14 protein-coding genes and 1 pseudogene are annotated in these 17,530 nt (G+C 45.2%); 10 read left to right on the top strand and 5 right to left on the bottom strand.

Annotation, left to right across the window (positions count from 1 at the left end; genetic code table 11):
* Positions 1 to 212 precede the first annotated feature (212 nt).
* Positions 213 to 1,258, top strand: a pseudogene (locus CH367_RS10445) (transposase).
* Between the two features lie 9 nt (positions 1,259 to 1,267).
* Here CH367_RS10445 and CH367_RS10440 read toward each other — a convergent pair.
* Complete coding sequence (locus CH367_RS10440; protein ID WP_100762692.1) at positions 1,268 to 1,957, bottom strand: class I SAM-dependent methyltransferase; 690 nt, start codon at positions 1,955 to 1,957, stop codon at positions 1,268 to 1,270.
* A 23-nt stretch (positions 1,958 to 1,980) separates the two neighbouring features.
* Positions 1,981 to 3,321, bottom strand: coding sequence for a hypothetical protein (locus CH367_RS10435; RefSeq protein WP_100762456.1), 1,341 nt, complete (start codon positions 3,319 to 3,321; stop codon positions 1,981 to 1,983).
* A gap of 109 nt (positions 3,322 to 3,430) precedes the next feature.
* On the opposite strand from CH367_RS10435, the gene CH367_RS10430 reads away from it, so the two are divergent.
* The 4 genes from CH367_RS10430 to CH367_RS10415 all read left to right on the top strand — a co-directional run bounded on the left by CH367_RS10430 (position 3,431) and on the right by CH367_RS10415 (position 9,640).
* Positions 3,431 to 5,443: a protein meaA gene (locus tag CH367_RS10430; RefSeq protein ID WP_100762455.1), complete on the top strand. Its 2,013-nt coding sequence runs from the start codon at positions 3,431 to 3,433 to the stop codon at positions 5,441 to 5,443.
* A 29-nt stretch (positions 5,444 to 5,472) separates the two neighbouring features.
* A complete protein-coding gene (locus CH367_RS10425) occupies positions 5,473 to 6,420 on the top strand; it encodes a P-loop NTPase family protein (RefSeq protein ID WP_100762691.1) in 948 nt (315 codons plus the stop codon).
* A gap of 156 nt (positions 6,421 to 6,576) precedes the next feature.
* Positions 6,577 to 8,295 (top strand): transglutaminase-like domain-containing protein, encoded by a 1,719-nt coding sequence (locus CH367_RS10420; RefSeq protein ID WP_244284543.1) that lies wholly within the window; start codon positions 6,577 to 6,579, stop codon positions 8,293 to 8,295.
* A 118-nt stretch (positions 8,296 to 8,413) separates the two neighbouring features.
* Positions 8,414 to 9,640 (top strand): ankyrin repeat domain-containing protein, encoded by a 1,227-nt coding sequence (locus CH367_RS10415; RefSeq protein WP_100762453.1) that lies wholly within the window; start codon positions 8,414 to 8,416, stop codon positions 9,638 to 9,640.
* Positions 9,641 to 9,655: 15 nt separating this feature from the next.
* Here the strand turns inward: CH367_RS10415 and CH367_RS10410 are convergent, their stop codons facing one another.
* A complete protein-coding gene (locus CH367_RS10410) occupies positions 9,656 to 10,306 on the bottom strand; it encodes an NADPH-dependent F420 reductase (protein ID WP_100762690.1) in 651 nt (216 codons plus the stop codon).
* 252 nt (positions 10,307 to 10,558) lie between these two features.
* Here CH367_RS10410 and CH367_RS10405 point away from each other — a divergent pair, with 252 nt between their 5' ends.
* Both CH367_RS10405 and CH367_RS10395 read left to right on the top strand, forming a co-directional pair.
* Entirely contained in the window at positions 10,559 to 11,068 is a 510-nt protein-coding gene (locus CH367_RS10405) for a hypothetical protein (RefSeq protein WP_100762452.1), read from the top strand.
* Positions 11,069 to 11,282: 214 nt separating this feature from the next.
* Entirely contained in the window at positions 11,283 to 12,104 is an 822-nt protein-coding gene (locus CH367_RS10395) for an acyl-CoA desaturase (RefSeq protein ID WP_100762450.1), read from the top strand.
* A gap of 80 nt (positions 12,105 to 12,184) precedes the next feature.
* Here CH367_RS10395 and CH367_RS10390 read toward each other — a convergent pair whose 3' ends face one another.
* Positions 12,185 to 12,676, bottom strand: coding sequence for a hypothetical protein (locus tag CH367_RS10390; protein ID WP_100762449.1), 492 nt, complete (start codon positions 12,674 to 12,676; stop codon positions 12,185 to 12,187).
* A complete protein-coding gene (locus tag CH367_RS10385) occupies positions 12,673 to 13,593 on the bottom strand; it encodes an ATP-binding protein (protein ID WP_100762448.1) in 921 nt (306 codons plus the stop codon). The genes CH367_RS10390 and CH367_RS10385 overlap by 4 nt, the downstream gene beginning before the upstream one ends.
* Positions 13,594 to 13,805: 212 nt before the next feature.
* Between CH367_RS10385 and CH367_RS10380 the strand changes: the two genes are divergently transcribed.
* The 3 genes from CH367_RS10380 to CH367_RS10370 all read left to right on the top strand — a co-directional run bounded on the left by CH367_RS10380 (position 13,806) and on the right by CH367_RS10370 (position 17,529).
* Complete coding sequence (locus CH367_RS10380) at positions 13,806 to 16,205, top strand: PP2C family protein-serine/threonine phosphatase (protein ID WP_100762447.1); 2,400 nt, start codon at positions 13,806 to 13,808, stop codon at positions 16,203 to 16,205.
* Positions 16,206 to 16,288: 83 nt separating this feature from the next.
* Positions 16,289 to 17,188 (top strand): NAD(+)/NADH kinase, encoded by a 900-nt coding sequence (locus tag CH367_RS10375; RefSeq protein ID WP_100762446.1) that lies wholly within the window; start codon positions 16,289 to 16,291, stop codon positions 17,186 to 17,188.
* Positions 17,185 to 17,529, top strand: coding sequence for an STAS domain-containing protein (locus CH367_RS10370; protein WP_100762445.1), 345 nt, complete (start codon positions 17,185 to 17,187; stop codon positions 17,527 to 17,529). The genes CH367_RS10375 and CH367_RS10370 overlap by 4 nt, the downstream gene beginning before the upstream one ends.
* Position 17,530 lies beyond the last annotated feature (1 nt).

Below are 17,530 nucleotides of genomic sequence, written 5' to 3'. Positions count from 1 at the left end.
TTCCCGTAGAAACCACAGGGACTAACGTGTTTTGGTCGGACTTAGGCATATCCCCTCGCTCCATTCCTCACCAAACATCCTTTTTCACCCCGCTTAACTCTGCTTCCATCACTACTAACTCCCTTTATCCCAGATGGAGTAGCCGAACTCGTAAATCTCTTAAGAATTCCCATTCTCGCTACTCTACCTCAAATGAGAACTCACCTTTCAACATCCCTTTCTATACCAAGATCACAAAAAAAATCCTCAATGAATTTTATCCCAAACACTGCCCTCACTGTGATCAGATCCTTACAAAAGAGATCTCCACTCGACCCGATGTAATTCGCTGTGAGATCGTAGGTATCAGTGTTCAAGGCTGAGTTATACTCCCCTGAATCACTTTAAACTTCCGCTGTGGATGTTCGGATTCGTATTTCATGAATCACTGATTCAATACCCTAAAGTGCTGACTTCTTCGGAGATTGCAAGAAAGTTAAGAATCAGCTACAAGGCCGCATCGCTGTTAAAGAGAAGGTTCCAATTACTCTGCTCCGATCTCTTACCGATCTACAAAGAGCTCACTTTTAAAGTTTTAGAAACTCAGTTCAAAGAGTTTAAGTTAGATCCAAACTCTGATACCTCCCTCACTCGCAGAATGGCTAAGAAACCCTATGTATGTGCTGATTCAGCGGTTTTATACAGTGCGAGTCAAAGAGCGAATAAAGGAAGAGCTCGTTACAGAAAGACTGGATTAACAGCCTCCATCTATCTCTCTGAGAAATTAGGAGGGAAACAGGTTGGAACGTTATTCCATTCCATCGCGATTAAGAACGGTCCTGCTTTCTTTACATCAATCTCAGATACAAAAGCCGATACAATCGGACCTCTGTTAGTTAAACAGTTACCATTCTCTACTCCACTCTTTACGGATGAAGGCTATCCTTGGCTCTTTGGTGTCTACAAGAACCATCGATCCGTAAATCACAGTGCGAAATCAAAAGACAATCGATACAGGTTAGCGAAGAACAGATGGAGCAGGGATGGAGTTCACAATCAGGTCGCTGAAGGAAATCATCGTTTAGTCAAAGCAGCTTTCTCCGCTTACGGATACATTCGTCCTGAGTTCAGTCAGTTGTATTTAGATGAATTCAGTTTTCTGAAGAATGCGAATGTAATCGGACTCGAAGCTCTGGGGAATAGTGAAATTGGGGAAAATTCTAAGAAATTTGATGAAGTCCACTACTCTACCACGGTGAGGAATGGAGCGAGGAGATAACATACATCCCTACTCGATAAACATCTCATCGGTAAAACGAGAAGCCTCGCCGATCAACCTACTTTCCAAAAGATTAAACCCGACTCTTCTGAAATAAGGTTCGATCATCTTGAGATATTGTTTTTTGGTCCGAACGTGCGCGTAAGGATCTTCAAAATAAATATCCTTCTTCATACGAATGTAATCGGCCTTGGTAGGAACGGAGAAATAAAGATACTTAACGATTTTATGAAGTTTCTCAAAGACCGGACGAAGATCGCCGTCGATGTATTGAACCACCGAGTTGCAAATTCCAAGATCGAACGGAAGATGAACAAAATAAGAAAGATCCAAATCCTGAACGGTGGTATTCAACACGGACATGTTCCAAGCTCGAATCCATTTTTGCGCGAGAAGTTCGTCGAGCATCTGCTCCGAAGGATCGATCGCGAGAACTCTTCCGGGTTTAAAAATTTTCACCATTTCCTTAAGAAGAATGGCCTTACCGAAGCCGAAGTCGGCGATCGAGTTTACCGGAATTTCCATCAGATTCAGAATCGATTTCGCATAACGCGCATGTTCTTTCGCGTTGAAAGTAGCATCCACGTCCGTACCCGAACCGTAGATGTCCCTCCAATATGCGGTTTCAAACGGAAGACCGTTGGCGCCTACCGTCGATTCTTCGTCGAGTTCCGAATCGGAATTTGAATTCTTTGTGATCGACCTTTTATTCCAGATGGATTTCAAGGAATCAGTTCCGGACTTAAAGAAGAAGAGGAAAAAATCCCCGTAAGAAAACGATTTAATCTTTTTTCACCGTTACCGGAAGGAAGTTGAGACTTCGCTTTTTCCACTTGGATCTTGATCTGAGTGTTTTCCTTTTCTCCGGAAATCACTTTCGTCAAAAATCCGGTGATCAAAATCTGTTCTCCCGATAAAAACACGAACTGAGGATTCTTAAACTTATAACGTTTCAACATTTCCCGTTTGTCCGCGAGCCAGACCTCTTCCAGAAAAAGATAATCTCGATTTTTCCATTCCTTCGGCTGAACCGGAAACAATCTTTGTTTGGAATGAAAATACACGTAAGACGAAACCGCGGGACTCGCGTAGATTTTTTCGTCCGTTTGAATCACTTCCCTACTTTTTAAGTTTACGAGATCCTTCGTAAACGCGGAAAGTTTTACGGCGTTGATTCCCGATGTCGGTTTAACGGAAAAATAAGCGGACACAAGAAGAATGACGATCAGAGCCGCGCTCGCGGAAATCGTATTGAGTTCCTTTTCGGATCTCAAAAGAAAATTTCCTATGTAAAGAATTAAGAACAAAGGCCCGAAGTTGGCGACGTAACTCCAAAGAAGTTTATAAAAAGTTTCGAAGGAATTCTCCCCATAAAAATTCGTCGTGACTAAAATTGTAAGAAGGGTCAGAAACACTCCCATATAAACGAGCAGAACGAGTTGTGGAATGTTCCTTCGTTTAAAGAAAACGGATTGGTTCTTTTTTCTTTCCCGGATTCCTACCGTTCCCGCCTTCGTTACGAAAATCGTAAGACCTACCAAGAACACGGTGAAGTGAGAAAAGAAACTTCCTAAGATACAAACGACGAGCAGGAATATGTCGCCCAACGTCTCCATTCTAAACGCGAGAAAAAGAATCAAAAGAAAAAACAAACCGAACAATTCCGGATAAAAAACCAGAGGTATGGAATACGTAAGCGGCGTGATCGCGGAAAGATAACATAAAAGATAGTGATTCGGTTTCCACTTCTCCCTTTGTAAGGTCAGCCCAATCAAATGAATGCTAAGAGAAAAAATAAACGCGGAAAGCGAAAAGAGAGCTGTTGTATAATTGAGTCCGGTGATCGATTTCCAAAAATCCAGGACCAAAAACGGAAGCGGAGCTTCGTCCGAGAAAAACTTGCCTTCTTCGGTCAAGGACCGGAGGTTTGCGAGCATTCTCATCGCTTCCGGATTCAACGGTTCTCCGAACCAGTTATAGAGCACGGAAAGAACGACTGCGAGACCGATCGCAGATAGGAAAAGGAAGATTGGGTTGGCTTTATTGCTTCTTTCTAAGTCCATGGGGGCCCGTAGGGTTTTTGCGGAAATCAGAGCAAGGATAAAAATTTGGGTGAAATTCTACCAACACATTTTGAAGTAACAATGAGAACCTCGAATCGGGACAGAATTCATGGAAAACAAAGATCATATCCTTTACGACAAAACCGGAAAACCATCCAAAGAACCGGCCTGGATCTTCAGAACCTACGCGGGACACACAAACGCGAGAGAATCCAACGAACTTTTTAGAAAAAACCTCTCCAAGGGACAAACGGGACTTTCCATCGCGTTCGACCTTGCAACCCAGTGCGGTTACAGCTCCGATCACCCGGTCGCAAGACCCGAAATCGGGAAAGTCGGCGTTCCGATCAACACCCTGGAGGATTTCAGAATCCTATTCAATCAGATCCCGATCGAAGAAATGAACACTTCGATGACGATCAACGGGACTTCTATGTATCTTTTGTCCCTCTACGTGGCCCTCGCCCATGAGCGCGGAGTGGACGTTTCCCTTCTTCAAGGAACCACCCAAAACGACATCATCAAAGAATACCTCGCAAGAGGAACTTACATCTTTCCACCGGCTCAATCGATCCGAGTGATCGTGGACATGTACGAATACAGCTTGAAAAATATTCCGAAATGGAACCCGTCTAACATCTGTTCGTATCACTTGCAGGAAGCCGGAGCGACTCCGGTGCAGGAACTTGCGTTCGCACTCGCGACCGCGATGGCCATCCTCGACGCGATTAAGGAAAGAAATTGTTTCACCGAAGACGAGTTCGAACAGTGTGTGGGAAGAATTTCTTTCTTCGTAAACGCGGGAATTCGTTTTGTGGAAGAGATGTGCAAGATGCGCGCTTTCACGGATATGTGGGAAGAAATCACGATCAATCGTTATCACGTAAAACAGGAAAAATACCGTCGTTTCCGTTACGGGGTTCAAGTGAACTCTCTCGGTCTTACCGAAGAACAACCCGAAAACAACGCGTGGAGAATTCTCATCGAAGCGTTAGGCGTCACCATGAGCCGCGACGCTCGTTGTAGAGCGCTTCAACTTCCGGCTTGGAACGAAGCGCTTTCACTTCCAAGACCTTGGGATCAACAGTGGTCCTTGAGATTACAACAGGTTCTCGCGTATGAAACCGATCTTCTCGAGTATCCCGATCTATTCGAAGGTTCTAAGGTAGTAGAGAGTAAGGTAAAAGAACTCAAAGAAGAAGCTTACAAAGAGATTCAGAAGATTCTCGACATGGGCGGAGCGATCAAGGCGATCGAAAACGGCTACATGAAATCTCAGCTCGTGAAATCCCAAGCGGAACGTCTCGCGAAGATCAACAACAACGAACTCGTCATCGTAGGAAAGAACAAGTGGACCGAAGGAACTCCTTCTCCTCTTATGACCGATCAAGACGGAGGAGTTTTTAAAGTGGATCCTAAGTCCGCGGAGGAAACCCTCGAAGTACTTGCGAAAGTAAAAGGCGCACGGGACGCAAACAAGGTTAAGGCCGCGCTTGAAACTCTCGAAGCCGACGCAAAAGCGGGTAAGAATTTAATGCAAGCATCCATCGAGTGCGCGAAAGCCGGAATCTCCACGGGAGAATGGGCGGACGTACTCAGATCCGTTTTCGGTGAATACAGACCCGCAACCGGAGTCGAAGGACAAAAACTCAATCTCGAAACCGATAAGGTAGTTCGTGTGAGAGGAAAGGTTGAAGCATTCTTAAAAGCGAACGGTTCCAGACCGAAGATCGTAGTCAGCAAACCGGGGTTAGACGGACATTCCAACGGAGCCGAGATGATCGCGGTTTCCGCAAAACACGCGGGCTTCGACGTGATCTATTCCGGAATTCGTTTAACGCCCGAAGAAATCGTTCAAACCGCAGTGGAAGAAAACGCGGACGTGATCGGAGTTTCTATTCTTTCCGGTTCACATCTCGAACTCGCGGAACAAATCTTCTCGGAACTCAAACACTACAAAGCGGATATCCCCGTCGTATTCGGAGGAATTATACCTCCATCCGACTTCGATGCGCTTACAAAACTCGGTGTGAAGGCGATCTTTACTCCGAAAGATTACGATTTGATGGACGTGATGGAAAGAATCATCGACATCATCTCGAAAACGATCAAAGCCGCATAACGTAACGCACATTCGTTTCGGAAATGGTTGTGAAACACAAAGAAGAACTCGCGGATCTCATCGAAGGCGCGCGGGAGGGAGAAAAATTTCCTCTCGCAAAGCTCATCTCCGGTGTGGAAAGATCGGATTCTTTTCAATTTAGAAAGAATCTTTTTGAAACTCTCGCAGAACGCGGTCTGAACGGTAACGATTCCCTTACGGTCGGGTTCACCGGAACTCCGGGCGCGGGTAAATCTTCTCTGCTCGGAGAACTCGCGACTCAATTTTTAAAAGCCGATAACGGAGAAACGATGGCCATCGTAGCCATCGATCCTTCCAGTCATATCTCCGGAGGTTCGTTGCTCGGCGACCGAACCCGTTTGTCTCTTCCCGCAAGAGAAAAAAGAATCTACTTTCGTTCCCAACCGAGCCAACTCGAACTCGGAGGAGTGAATCCGTATACGTATCACGTAATCCGTTTGCTTCGTTGTTTTTTTAGATACGTATTTATCGAAACCGTGGGAATCGGCCAGAACGAAATCGAGGTTTCCAAACTTACGGATCTTTCCTTTCTCGTTTTACAACCGTTAGGCGGGGACCAGGTTCAATTTATGAAAAGCGGAATCATGGAAGTTCCGGATTCTTTTATCTTGAACAAATGCGACGAAGAAGTTCTCGCCAACTCCAGTTATCACATGTTGATCACCACTCTGGAATTTCTAAAAGACATTATGCCGGGGAAGAATCTTCCTCCCGTTTTCAAAACCTCCACCAAAACCAAACAAGGTATCCCAGAACTTTTGGATTATATCCGAAACGCGAAACCGAACTCGGACCGTTCCAAAGAAACCGATCTGCAACTTAAGAAGTGGATCAAAAACGAATATGGCAATTTCGGTTTAAAGATCGTGGAAAACCTTCCCTACTCCGCTTCCTCCAACTTCGAAACTCTGGAAGGACTCGCTCTTCAAGAAATTCGAAAGAATTTAAAATCGTAATTAATAAACCAATAAACCGCTGGATTTCCGGCGTCGCTTGCGTCAAATTCTCGCATGTTTTCACGAATTCGATTTTCACTTGCGTTTACCCTTTTCGTCTTTGCTCTTGGTTCCCTTTTCGCAGACTCCGCCTATCCGCGGTTAGACTGGGAGGTGGTGGAACAAGACGATTATTCTGGGTTGGTTCCGCCGAACGCGGATGAAAAGGTCCGCAGTTTTCAAGGCGCATTGATCGCGGGGAATTGGGTTTTATGGCCTGCAATTCTTCCGGGTGCGAACGATAAGGAAAGCCACGGTATTCTTTTTAGAAATCTAAAAAACGGAGAAGCAAAACGAATCGATTTGGGAGAACCGGTGCGCGGTTTGGCATGGGATCGCGAGAACGAACTCGTCTATGCAAGACTTAAGAAAGAAATCGCGGTGATCGCACCCTCTACGCTTGAAATCAAAAAAAGAATTCCTTTTGTGCAGACGAACAGCGGCTGGACTTCGATCGGAATCGTTCAGGGAAAACTTTTTTCGATCCAAGGAAACACATTCTCTTTTTATGATAAAGATTCCGGCTCCGAAATCGAAAACAAGGAACTTCCCGTTTCGAATGTTTCGAACGCCTATGTATGTTCGGATAAGGAAGTTTTTCTTTGGTATTCCGAAGGAGAATTCAATCTCCATTCTTACAATCCGATTTTAAATTCGATCAAGGATCATCTTTCGGTTCGTATCGATTCCAAGTCGGCTCCGAAACTCGCGTGTAAGACGGGTGGCCAAAGTCGTTCGAACCCGATCGGGTTCGTTTTGATGGATCCTGAAAAATCGTATTATAAAAATATGATACGGATCGGAGACCAACTGTATTCGGTTTCAAAGGAGAATCAGATCCTCAAGGGAAATCTGAGTTATCGTTTTTCTCCCAAAATCGACAAGATCGTTTATACCGCTTCGATCGCCGCAAAGGAAAAGGATTCTCCGGAAACGGAAATCGCGATCGTGATTCCGCCCAAAGAAACGGCGTATCAAATTCTCAGCGAAGAAGTATTTTCAAAAAACGGAATATTCCAAGAGGACGCTCAGAACAACAGAACCTTGATCGTAAAAGTTCCTGCTCTTTCCGCGGGTCAATCTTGGACCGAGGTCGTATATTCCGCAAAACTCACACGTTTCAACTTGGATTCGGGACTTTCGGATTTCAAAACGTCCTGGGACGACTGGAAAGTTTCCAAAGAATGGAAACAATTTTTGGAGGACAAACCCGTTTATAAAATCGAAGATCCGGGTATCGTTTCCGTTCGGGATCAACTCAAAGCGGATTCGAATAACGTCGAAGGTTATATCCAAGCGGTTTACAAACATATCACCAAGAACTTGGTATATAAACAGGACGGGAGATTCGATCCGGCTCCGGTCGTTTTACAGAACGGTCACGGTTCTTGTACGGAACACAGCTACGCGCAGATCGCATTACTTCGAAGCGCGGGGATTCCCGCAAGGCTCGCTTGGAATTGGCTCCCGGTCAGCCCAAAACCGGAATTGAATCATAAGATCGCGGAGGTTTGGCATCCTTCCTTCGGATGGATTCCGATGGAACCGCTTTCGTATCCGAGAGTTAGAGCGGGTCTTACACATGCAAAACACATTATATTCGCAGTTTTGAATTCTCCATCGCATTCGATCGTAAAAGGCGGGGACGTTCTGATCGGTTTTACAAAACCTTCCGGCGGAGCTTCTCGTTCCTTGAATATCGATCTTCTTCCCGACGATTCGGTCGCGTCCCGCAATCTTTCTATCGAGAATCCGATCTTGGAGGATTCTTTCCCGAAAGTAAAACCGATTCGAAATAAGATCTTGGATAAGGACGACGTTCGAAGCGTGGAATAAACGACCGAGCGGCCGAACGATTTCGACTCGGCCGTTTCCGATTTTTTACGACGGATAATTTAAACGGACATCACTTCTTCTTGACATTTGGAATTTTTTTTCTTAGTCTATTCTCCCTATGAATCCCACAAAGACCATTCTACTATTCTTACTTTCGTTTTCTCTTCTTGCAGAAGGAACGGATCATCCCAATCACGCGATCGGCGAATCCTTACTGAAAATCTCCAAACGTGCGAACCTTCCCGAGGCTACGGTTTCCGGAAACGGATTCAAAGCTGTCGCTCTCGTAGGCGATGTGGACGGGGACAACGGACCGGGAACCTTGGGATATGTAAAGAATATGCAGGATGTTGCAAAGGTTCTCCGCGCGAGAGGAGTTCAAGTTACGGAATACTACAGTCCTAAAAATTCATGGGATCAAATCAAGGAATCGATCAAAGGCGCCAATCTTGTTTTATATGCGGGACACGGAGTCGGAAGCAATCTCAACGATTCTCCTTATCATCAAAAGTATGTGGGCGGTTTTGCATTGAAGGGAAAATTCGTTTCGAACGACGACGTTGAGAATGTTCTCAAACCCGCGCCCGGAGCCGTGGTATTGTTTTTAGGAGCTTGTTTTACCGCGGGCAATATGGCGTACGATATGGGAGTGATCGACGCGGAAGAAACCAAACATAGAATCGCTATGTACTCCGCTCCGTTTTTAAAAGCGGGCTTTCAAGGTTATTATGCGACATGGGCTCCTTGGACCGCTCAGAGTCTGGTCGCCGAACTTTTTACGGGAAAATCGTACGGTTCCATCTATGACTCTCAAACGAATCTTTCCGAAGTGACTAAGATCGATCACCCGACGTATTCCAACGGAAAGTTATTCTTTCACAAAGGAAAACAAGACGCAAAAGTCGTTTTTGATTACGCGTTTGCGGGAAACCCGAACGCAAAAATTTCAACCTCATCGCCCGCAAAGGATGATTCTCAACCAGCAACTAACAACACGCAGACGACGTTAAGCCCCGAAGAACAAAGCGCAAAAAACAACGCTTTGATCAAGGCGGCTTACAAAAAGGATTTAAAAACTGCGGCGAAATTGTTAAACGAAGGCGCGGATCCGAACGCGGAAAGTAAGGGATGGAGAATTCTTCATCTATCCGTCTATTTTGATCTTCCCGAACTTACCAAACTTCTTTTGGATAAAAAAGCCGATCCGAACTATCAAGTGGACGGATTTACCGCACTTTCGCTGGCGACAGCGTACGAACGAACTTCGATCATTCCCCTACTCGAAGCCGCGGGCGGAACCAAGTCCAGATCCGCGTCGATCAAACCGAAACCGGAAAAACCTTAAGCGGGCGCGGAAGAATTACTTCAGAAGTTTAAACCCATGGGTCCAAGATTGCGACAAAAATCCGGGAATACACCAAAGAATACAAAGCGGTTCGATCGCTCTTGCGGCTTCCGCTTTCCCCATGTCCTCCACTTCCCATCCAAACGTATTCAAAATATCTGATACGATTTTTTTGGAAGAATCCTCGTTACCGCAGATGAACATACTCGGTTTTCCGTCTTTAAACTTCGGGTCTACCATTACGCCGTTCCCCACGGAATTGAAAGACTTTACGAAGTGAGCCTTCGGCGCCTGCTTCTGAAGTTGTTCCATTAAGGATTCATTGTATGACGTGTAAAACTTCAAGACACCGTTCACGGGAGGTTCTTCGGCGATCGGATTCGTCGTATCGATGATCGTTTTTCCGTCGAGAGAATCGATTCCGGCTAACTTCAAAACTTCGGAAGCGATGTTTCCCTTAGAACATAGAACTAAAATTTCTCCGAAACTCGCGGTTTCGGCGAACGTTCCCACGGACGCGGACGCTCCTGCCTTCGACAACCAGTCTTTGAGTTTAGCCGGATCTCTGGTTCCGATCTTTACTTCTGCTCCGTATTTTAAAAAGCCGTTCGCCAACGTTTGACCGACCGCGCCGGAACCCAAGATTCCGATCTTCTTTCCTTTCATGATGTTTCTCCAGAAACAATTCTTAAAGATTCGTCCGAAAACGATCAAACAGGATTTATAGATTCGGCTTTTATTTTTATATGCGCCCGACCCGATAAAACGGACAATATCGAATCCTTATCGCGAAATTTATGAAAATATTTGTTTCCTAAATCGGGACGAACTCTATCTTGATTCCTTAATCCGATCGGCCACGTTCGGTCTTTTACATAAAACCTTAATTAAGAGTGAAACTTTGACAAGGAGTCAAAAATGAAAACAACTTTCCGTTCTGTAAGCGCGACGTTTGCGATCGCGTTCTGCATCAGCCTTCTACCTTCTTATCTTTTTGCGGAAGAAGACGCGCACTACATCCAACCGGACGATTTCTTTATCACTAAGGAAGAATTCAAAAATCAAGCTTGGATTCACGTTCATCTTGCAAAACAACTCACTGCGCCTTCCGTCAAAACGAAAAACGAAGGCGAGTTTCTTCAAGTTCACGACGGCAACAAGGTTTGGACGAAATTCTATTACGCGACCGAAATTGCAAAACCGAGCGATCTTAAGATCGGAACCGTGGTGATCATGGCCGATATCGGAACCGAAGACGGTTATCGCGCTCCCGAGAACAAGGACGAATCCCGCAACGGTTCTTGGTTCATCGCTAAGATCACGGACGTTTCCGATCTTTACAAAGGAATCGTAACCGTTTCCGGCGGTTATAAAATCAAGGTGGATGCGATCCGCGTTTCCGTGAAACCGGTTCACAAAGGTAAGTAATCGTTTGATTCTTTCCTAAATGATCAAAAAACCGAACGCGGATTTTGCCGTCCAGTTCGGTTTTTTGACATATTCTCGCCCTTGTTTTCGGAATTCTTACAAGCCCGAAAACGGTTCCGAACTTTCCCGTTCTCATTTTTTTTCGTTCCATCCGCAACTTTTCTGCAACCTACCCCGATTCTTTCGCTCCTATTTTTCAACAGGGGTTAACTAAATGGCGATCATTCTTTCGTTTTTCATTGCGCATTGGTTCTTATCGGCTTTTGCTCAATCATTCTTCCTTCACAGATACGCGGCGCACGCGATGTTCAAAATGAACAAGTTCTGGGAAAAGTTTTTTTACATCTTTACTTGTGTGGCTCAGGGTTCTTCCTTCCTGAATCCGCGCGCTTATGCGATCATGCATAGACAACACCACGCCTATAGCGATACCGGAAAGGATCCTCATTCTCCGGTCGCTTCCAAAGGATTTTTGGATATGATGTGGAAGACCGCTTTGAATTACGAAGCGATCCTGGAAGAAACGGCTAACGTTGAAAAAGAATTCAAAGGCAACTATCCGCAATGGCCTGCGATCGACGCTCTCAGCAATTCATGGACGTTCAGACTTACGTTCGGAACCCTTTACACGTTATTCTATCTTTACTTCGTTCCTGCGGGTCAATACGGTTGGTATCTTCTTCTTCCGGTTCATTGGCTGATGGGACCGATCCACGGAGCGATCGTGAACTGGTGCGGTCACATGTATGGTTATAGAAATCATAAAGAGAATCCGGACAACTCGAAGAACACTCTATTCGTGGACTTTTTGATCGCCGGTGAATTGTATCAAAACAACCACCACGCGCATCCGAATTCCCCGAACTTTGCGTTCCGTTGGTTCGAATTGGATATGACCTATCAGGTGATGAGAATTCTTCATATGCTGAGAATCATCAAAATCCAAAGAGCCGTTTGGACCGAAAAGGGAAAGAAAGTTCTTCGCGGTTCGGACGTCCTGGTAGAACCGACCTCGACTTCCACGGTAGCCGCTTAAATTTAGAAACTCCTAATATACAAAAAAGCCCGCAAACAAGCGGGCTTTTTCACTGACTCGGAAACTACTGCCGACTCCGATCAATCCAGATTCTCCAAATCCTTTAAAACTTCGTCTTCGTAATTCTTTTTCAATCGGTTTAAAAAATCTTCCGCAAGAGAAATGCGATCGTTCAGAACGAGGGTGAACAATTCGTTTAACAATTCTTTTTCATCGAACCCGGTAAACAACCATTCGAGAAGTTCGAGAGCGAGGTCCATTCTCCCCTCGGTCGCGATCATCGTTTTGAATTCTTTTTTGATTTCCTCTTTTTTACCCGTTTTCAAAAAGTTACGGATCTTCTCCGGATAAAGATTGAGTAAGGTTTGTTTTTTTGCGTTGGGAGTGAATACGAAATTCTTTTGATCGGAAGGAAGATGGGAAAGCACGGCCTCTTCCGCAGACTCTACGGAAACGCCGGTTTCCTTCAAGGTTTTGAGAAGCACTTCGCCTAACAAAAAATCCTGAAAAGGATGAAACGGAAATCCGGCCGAACTTCCGCCTGCGTTACCCGATGCGGAATCGGAACTCATTCCTTTTCGATCTCCACTTGTTTACGAACCTTTTCAAAAAGGTTCTCAAGCTCGGATGGAGTGAATTCTTTTGTAGGTTCGAAGGAACAAAACACGGCTCTGTAGTATTTGTCCTTGTGTACAAGATAAAAACCGGATTCTTCCATCAACGTTCTGAGTTTGGTTTCACGGGAGGATGCGATCACGATCGTCACCGAGGATAACTTACTCTTTCTATGATCGATGTGAAAGTAACAAAGAGCCTCTTCCGGATCGAGACGATCGATCTCTTCCTTGATTTCGTCGAAACTCGTAACGTCTCTCGGACCCTTCGGATCGCGGTAGTTGATGAGGACCCTTTTAAAGTAATGGACCTTGTTGCCTTCGGGTGTGATCTCCACTCCGTTCAAAACGCGTCTTTCGTCGGCGAGTTCCTTCATGAGGAATTCTCCCCTGCCCCTGGAACTTTCTATGTCGAAAAGTTCGGAAGAGAAGTCGCCCTTCTTTACGTTTTCGTTGATCTGCGATAGGGTGTATTTCATCCCGGGTTGCATCTCGTGTTTGAAGGACATCTTAAAAAACGGATTCACAACTTCATTATGTAATTCTAATTCAATTTCGGCGTATTTTCCCTGACCGTGTTCCACGATGTTCTGCGTGGCTTCGGTCGCTATGATTCGGATCGTGTCCGGATCAAGACCGGCTAACGACGAATAACGGTGTACGAAGTTTTTGATCTCGTATAAGGTTCCCAAACTTTCGTCGATTCTTCCTCGGATTTCGTTCTCTACGATTTCTTCCCGAAAGATTCTGGCGTAATAACGCACGCTCGCCATTCCCCTTTTGAGATAGGGGGACTGAGCCGTGTTCTCTATTTGCCGTTTGAGTCTTTTGTTTTCATCTTCTAATTCTTGAATTCGTTTCTCTTCTGGGGACATAAAGCTCTTTATTTCTGTAACGAGATTTTCACATTCCCGATCTGAAAACCGGGGGATTTCTAAACTACCTTTCAATGCTATGGGTTCAAGTGATAATTCGTTTTTCATGCTGAAAAAACAAAACGAACCTTTCGGTCCGGGCCGTATTCGAAAAAAATACAGATCGTTTGATGCCCTATTCAAGATGACATCTGAAATCCCAGTGAGTGTTTATGAGCTTTCGTCAAAAAATATTTTTAATTTTAAGTGCAAGTCAGTTGTTTTTGGTTTTGATTCTCGCGATCACATTCATCCAGATGATCGACCGGGTCAAAAACGAGCCGCAGGATAAACGGGCTCTCGATAAATCGGTAGATTTTCAAAAGGAACTCAGGCATAAAGAAGAAACGATCCGCTTTATGCTCAAAGAGCTGGAACGAAATTCAAAAACGATTTCGATTCTCGAAGCGGGTTCAAGCAGTAGAGGTCTTTTGGATTCTCAGAGAGAATATTTTCTCGGGATCATGAAACAATACGACCTTTCAATCTTCGAAGTCATCTCCTCTTCGGGCAAGGTGGTTTATCGTTTTCATAGACCCGGAGATTTCGGGGACGATAAGTCCAAACAAAAAATCGTTCAAGAAGCGTTGAGCGGAAAGATCGCTTCCACTTTGGAACTCGGTCACAGCGGCCTTGGCCTTCGAGTGACTTCTCCTTTGAGAAACGGTTCTTTGGTATTGGTCGGCCAGGTTGTGGATCAAAAATTCACCGAGAACATCACCGGCTCGACCGACGTTCACATGGCGATTTATGAAAAGGAAAAACAGATCTCCACTTCCGGTCCGATGATTCAGGAATATATGAAGAATCATCCGATCCAAACCTTGAAGAACGGATCTCGATTCTCCTATAACGGAAAGTATTTTTATCTGACTCGAATTCCGTACGAGAACAAGGGACTGACCAATCTCGCCCTCGAATTTCTCCTTTTGATCGACGAAACGGATCTGCACAACGCGACCCGGAATCTTTGGATCTATTGCGGTCTTTTGGCGCTTTCGATCTTTATAGGAATTCTTCTCGTTTCTTATCTGTTCTCAAGGGACATCATCAACGCGGTAAAAGCGTTGAACTTCGCGATGAAAAATCCTTCCGAAGACGAAACGACCATCATCGATTTGGACCGTACGGACGAACTCGGTCAGATGGGAGAGGTTTTCGTAAACATGAAGAAGGAACTACTCGATCACCAACTTTCTCTGGAAAAAAAGGTGGAGGAGAAAACTCAGGAGCTTCAGGAAACGTTAAACGAAGTCCAAGCGCTGAAGGAAAAGCAGGACGGGGATTATTATCTCACATCCCTACTCATTCAGCCGTTGACCTCCCTTCGTTACGCGGACGAGAACACAAAAATCGAATCCATTCTCAAACAAAAAAAAGAATTCCGGTTTAGAACCAAAAACTCCGAAATCGGAGGGGATCTTTGTTCCATCCAAGAGATCACTTTGATGGGTAAGAATTATCTCGTAGTTTTAAACGCGGACGCGATGGGTAAATCCATCCAAGGCGCGGGTGGTGCGCTCGTGATGGGAACCGTTTTCAAAGCGATCGTGACGAGAACTCAGCTTTCGCGTTCCAATCAGAAAAAAACTCCCGAGAAATGGTTGAAGGACTGTTATACGGAGCTTCAAAACGTGTTCGTAACGTTCGACGGAAGTATGCTCGTATCCGCGGTGATCGCGCTCATCGATCACGAAACGGGAGCCTTGTATTCCATCAACGCGGAACATCCTTGGATGGTTCTTTATCGGGATGGAAAGGCTACGTTCTTAGATCCAGAGTTGTTGCTTCGTAAGATCGGGTTTACGGAGAATGCGTCCGAGCCGGTCATCCGCGTTTTTAAACTCGAACCGAACGACTTTTTGTTCATCGGTTCCGACGGAAGAGACGACATTCTTCTCCGCAAACCGGGTTCGGAAGAATCCTTTATGAACGAGGACGAAACCCTTTTTCTAAGACTTGTGGAACTCGCAAACGGAGACCTTCAGGATCTGGAAAAACTTCTGAGCCACGCGGGCGAAGTAACGGACGATCTTTCCATTATGAAAATTGCATATAAGACTCCGACGGAACTTCCTCTTCAGAAAATTCCTTCCGCGGGCGACGAATACAATCTTCTCGTTAAGGAAGGGATTCAACAGATTCGAAAGAAAAATCTCACCCAAACAAGAGAATTATTCGAAAAGGCATTGGCGATCAGCGCGTCCGATCCCGGTTTATACAAACAACTTGCAAGAATCTGCATCCATCAAAAGGAATATCCGACCGCGGCGGGTTATGCGGAGAATTACATCGCGAAGTTTCCGTTCGACAACGAATTTCTATATTACACTTCTTTTACGCTTCGTAAAACGAAGGAATACTTCAAAGCGATCGAATATTCGGAACGTCTTCGTTCGAGAGAACCGGGCAATATCCGAAATCTAAAACATCTCGTGGAACTCTATCGTCTCGTCGGAAATCGTTCCAAGTTCCGGATGATCATGGCGACTTTAAAAGCCATCGTAGCCGAAAAAGAATCCAGAGACGAAGACAGGGATCAGGACGTTTCCTCCGAGCCGGTTCACGCTTAAACGAAAATTTAGAGCGCTGAAAATTCTTCCGGCTCGAAAAATGGGTTTCTGTTTTCAAACCGATCTTGTATTTGGATCATTCAATGACCTTGGAACGTCTACAATCGGCCAAACGGGTTTTGATCCTCGGAAAAAGAACCAAGTTCGAGTTGGATATGGAAGAATGGGGTTCTCTCGAAACGATCCAAAGAATCTATATGATTCAAAACGATTCTTTCCCGAGAATCCACGAATCCCATCTGAGACAGCTGGAAAACCGGGAAACTCTCAAAAAACTTTTTCCCGAAAGCACCTTCATTTTTAGAAAGGACATGGACAAACATCCTCCGTCCGACTTCGATCTCGTGATCGCACTCGGCGGGGACAATCATTTCACATTCGTAGCGCACCACGCCGTGGATACGTTGGTGCTCGGTTGTAATTCCGACCCGCCCACGTCGGTAGGAGCGCTTCTTTCCTTTCACGTAGAGGACATCAAAAAGGCCCTGGAAACCGGTTGGGAGAATGCGGTCATCGAAGAATGGCCGCTGATCGAAGTGAAGATCCATTATCCGGACGGGAGAAAGGTCAGCACATTACAAGGCATCAGTGAAATTTCGATTCGAAACAACAGCCCCGATTTAACGAGCCGTTTTCTGATCTGTCACGGGGAAGAAATGGAAGAACAGAAATGTTCGGGGCTTCTCGTGTATACAGGAGCGGGTTCCACGGGTTGGGTTATGTCCTGTGAGAATACGGATACAAGTTTTGACAAACAATCTCCGTTTTTTAAAGTCTATTGTAGAGAGCTTCGAAAAAAGGAACATACTCGGTATACTCTGGATCATTTTACGGTCGCAGATACTTTTAGTTTGATTTCCGAAATGAAAGGTGGAATTTCGATCGATTCGCTTGCGGAAACGATTTACGATTTTCCACCCGGCGCAAAAGCTGAATTTAGCCTCTCCCAAAAAAAATTACACGTAGTGGTTCGTAAGTTATGAGTCAATTGAACATCAAAAAGAAAGAAACCTCGGCCGGAGTTTTTGTATATTCACTCGACGGAAGATTGGATGAAAGCAGTTTTACGGATTTCAAAAGCGAGATCATCGATCCCCCTCACCCGGAAGTCGTGATTCTCAATCTGAACGAACTCAAATACATTTCCAGCTCGGGAATCCGCGCGATCTTCGAGCTCAGAAACAAACTTACCAACGACGGTAAAAAACTGATTCTTACCGAAGCGTCCGAGAAGGTGATTCAAATCTTCAATCTTTTAGGACTTTGGAAACCGTTCACTCATTTGACCACGGAAGCCGAAGCCATCGAAGTAGCGGCCAAATAAG

Source organism: Leptospira barantonii, assembly GCF_002811925.1.
Lineage (GTDB): Bacteria > Spirochaetota > Leptospiria > Leptospirales > Leptospiraceae > Leptospira > Leptospira barantonii.
The sequence above is the reverse complement of the archived record's forward strand: the minus strand, read 5'-3'. Positions and strand labels throughout refer to the sequence as shown.

Excerpts from the sequence above, each read along its gene's own strand:
- CH367_RS10415 (WP_100762453.1), top strand. The coding sequence starts at position 8,414 with ATGAATCCCACAAAGACCATTCTACTATTCTTACTTTCGTTTTCTCTT.
- CH367_RS10390 (WP_100762449.1), bottom strand. The coding sequence starts at position 12,676 with ATGAGTTCCGATTCCGCATCGGGTAACGCAGGCGGAAGTTCGGCCGGA.
- CH367_RS10380 (WP_100762447.1), top strand. The coding sequence starts at position 13,806 with ATGAGCTTTCGTCAAAAAATATTTTTAATTTTAAGTGCAAGTCAGTTG.
- CH367_RS10435 (WP_100762456.1), bottom strand. The coding sequence starts at position 3,321 with ATGGACTTAGAAAGAAGCAATAAAGCCAACCCAATCTTCCTTTTCCTA.
- CH367_RS10405 (WP_100762452.1), top strand. The coding sequence starts at position 10,559 with ATGAAAACAACTTTCCGTTCTGTAAGCGCGACGTTTGCGATCGCGTTC.
- CH367_RS10375 (WP_100762446.1), top strand. The coding sequence starts at position 16,289 with ATGACCTTGGAACGTCTACAATCGGCCAAACGGGTTTTGATCCTCGGA.
- CH367_RS10430 (WP_100762455.1), top strand. The coding sequence starts at position 3,431 with ATGGAAAACAAAGATCATATCCTTTACGACAAAACCGGAAAACCATCC.
- CH367_RS10385 (WP_100762448.1), bottom strand. The coding sequence starts at position 13,593 with ATGTCCCCAGAAGAGAAACGAATTCAAGAATTAGAAGATGAAAACAAA.
- CH367_RS10370 (WP_100762445.1), top strand. The coding sequence starts at position 17,185 with ATGAGTCAATTGAACATCAAAAAGAAAGAAACCTCGGCCGGAGTTTTT.
- CH367_RS10410 (WP_100762690.1), bottom strand. The coding sequence starts at position 10,306 with ATGAAAGGAAAGAAGATCGGAATCTTGGGTTCCGGCGCGGTCGGTCAA.
- CH367_RS10395 (WP_100762450.1), top strand. The coding sequence starts at position 11,283 with ATGGCGATCATTCTTTCGTTTTTCATTGCGCATTGGTTCTTATCGGCT.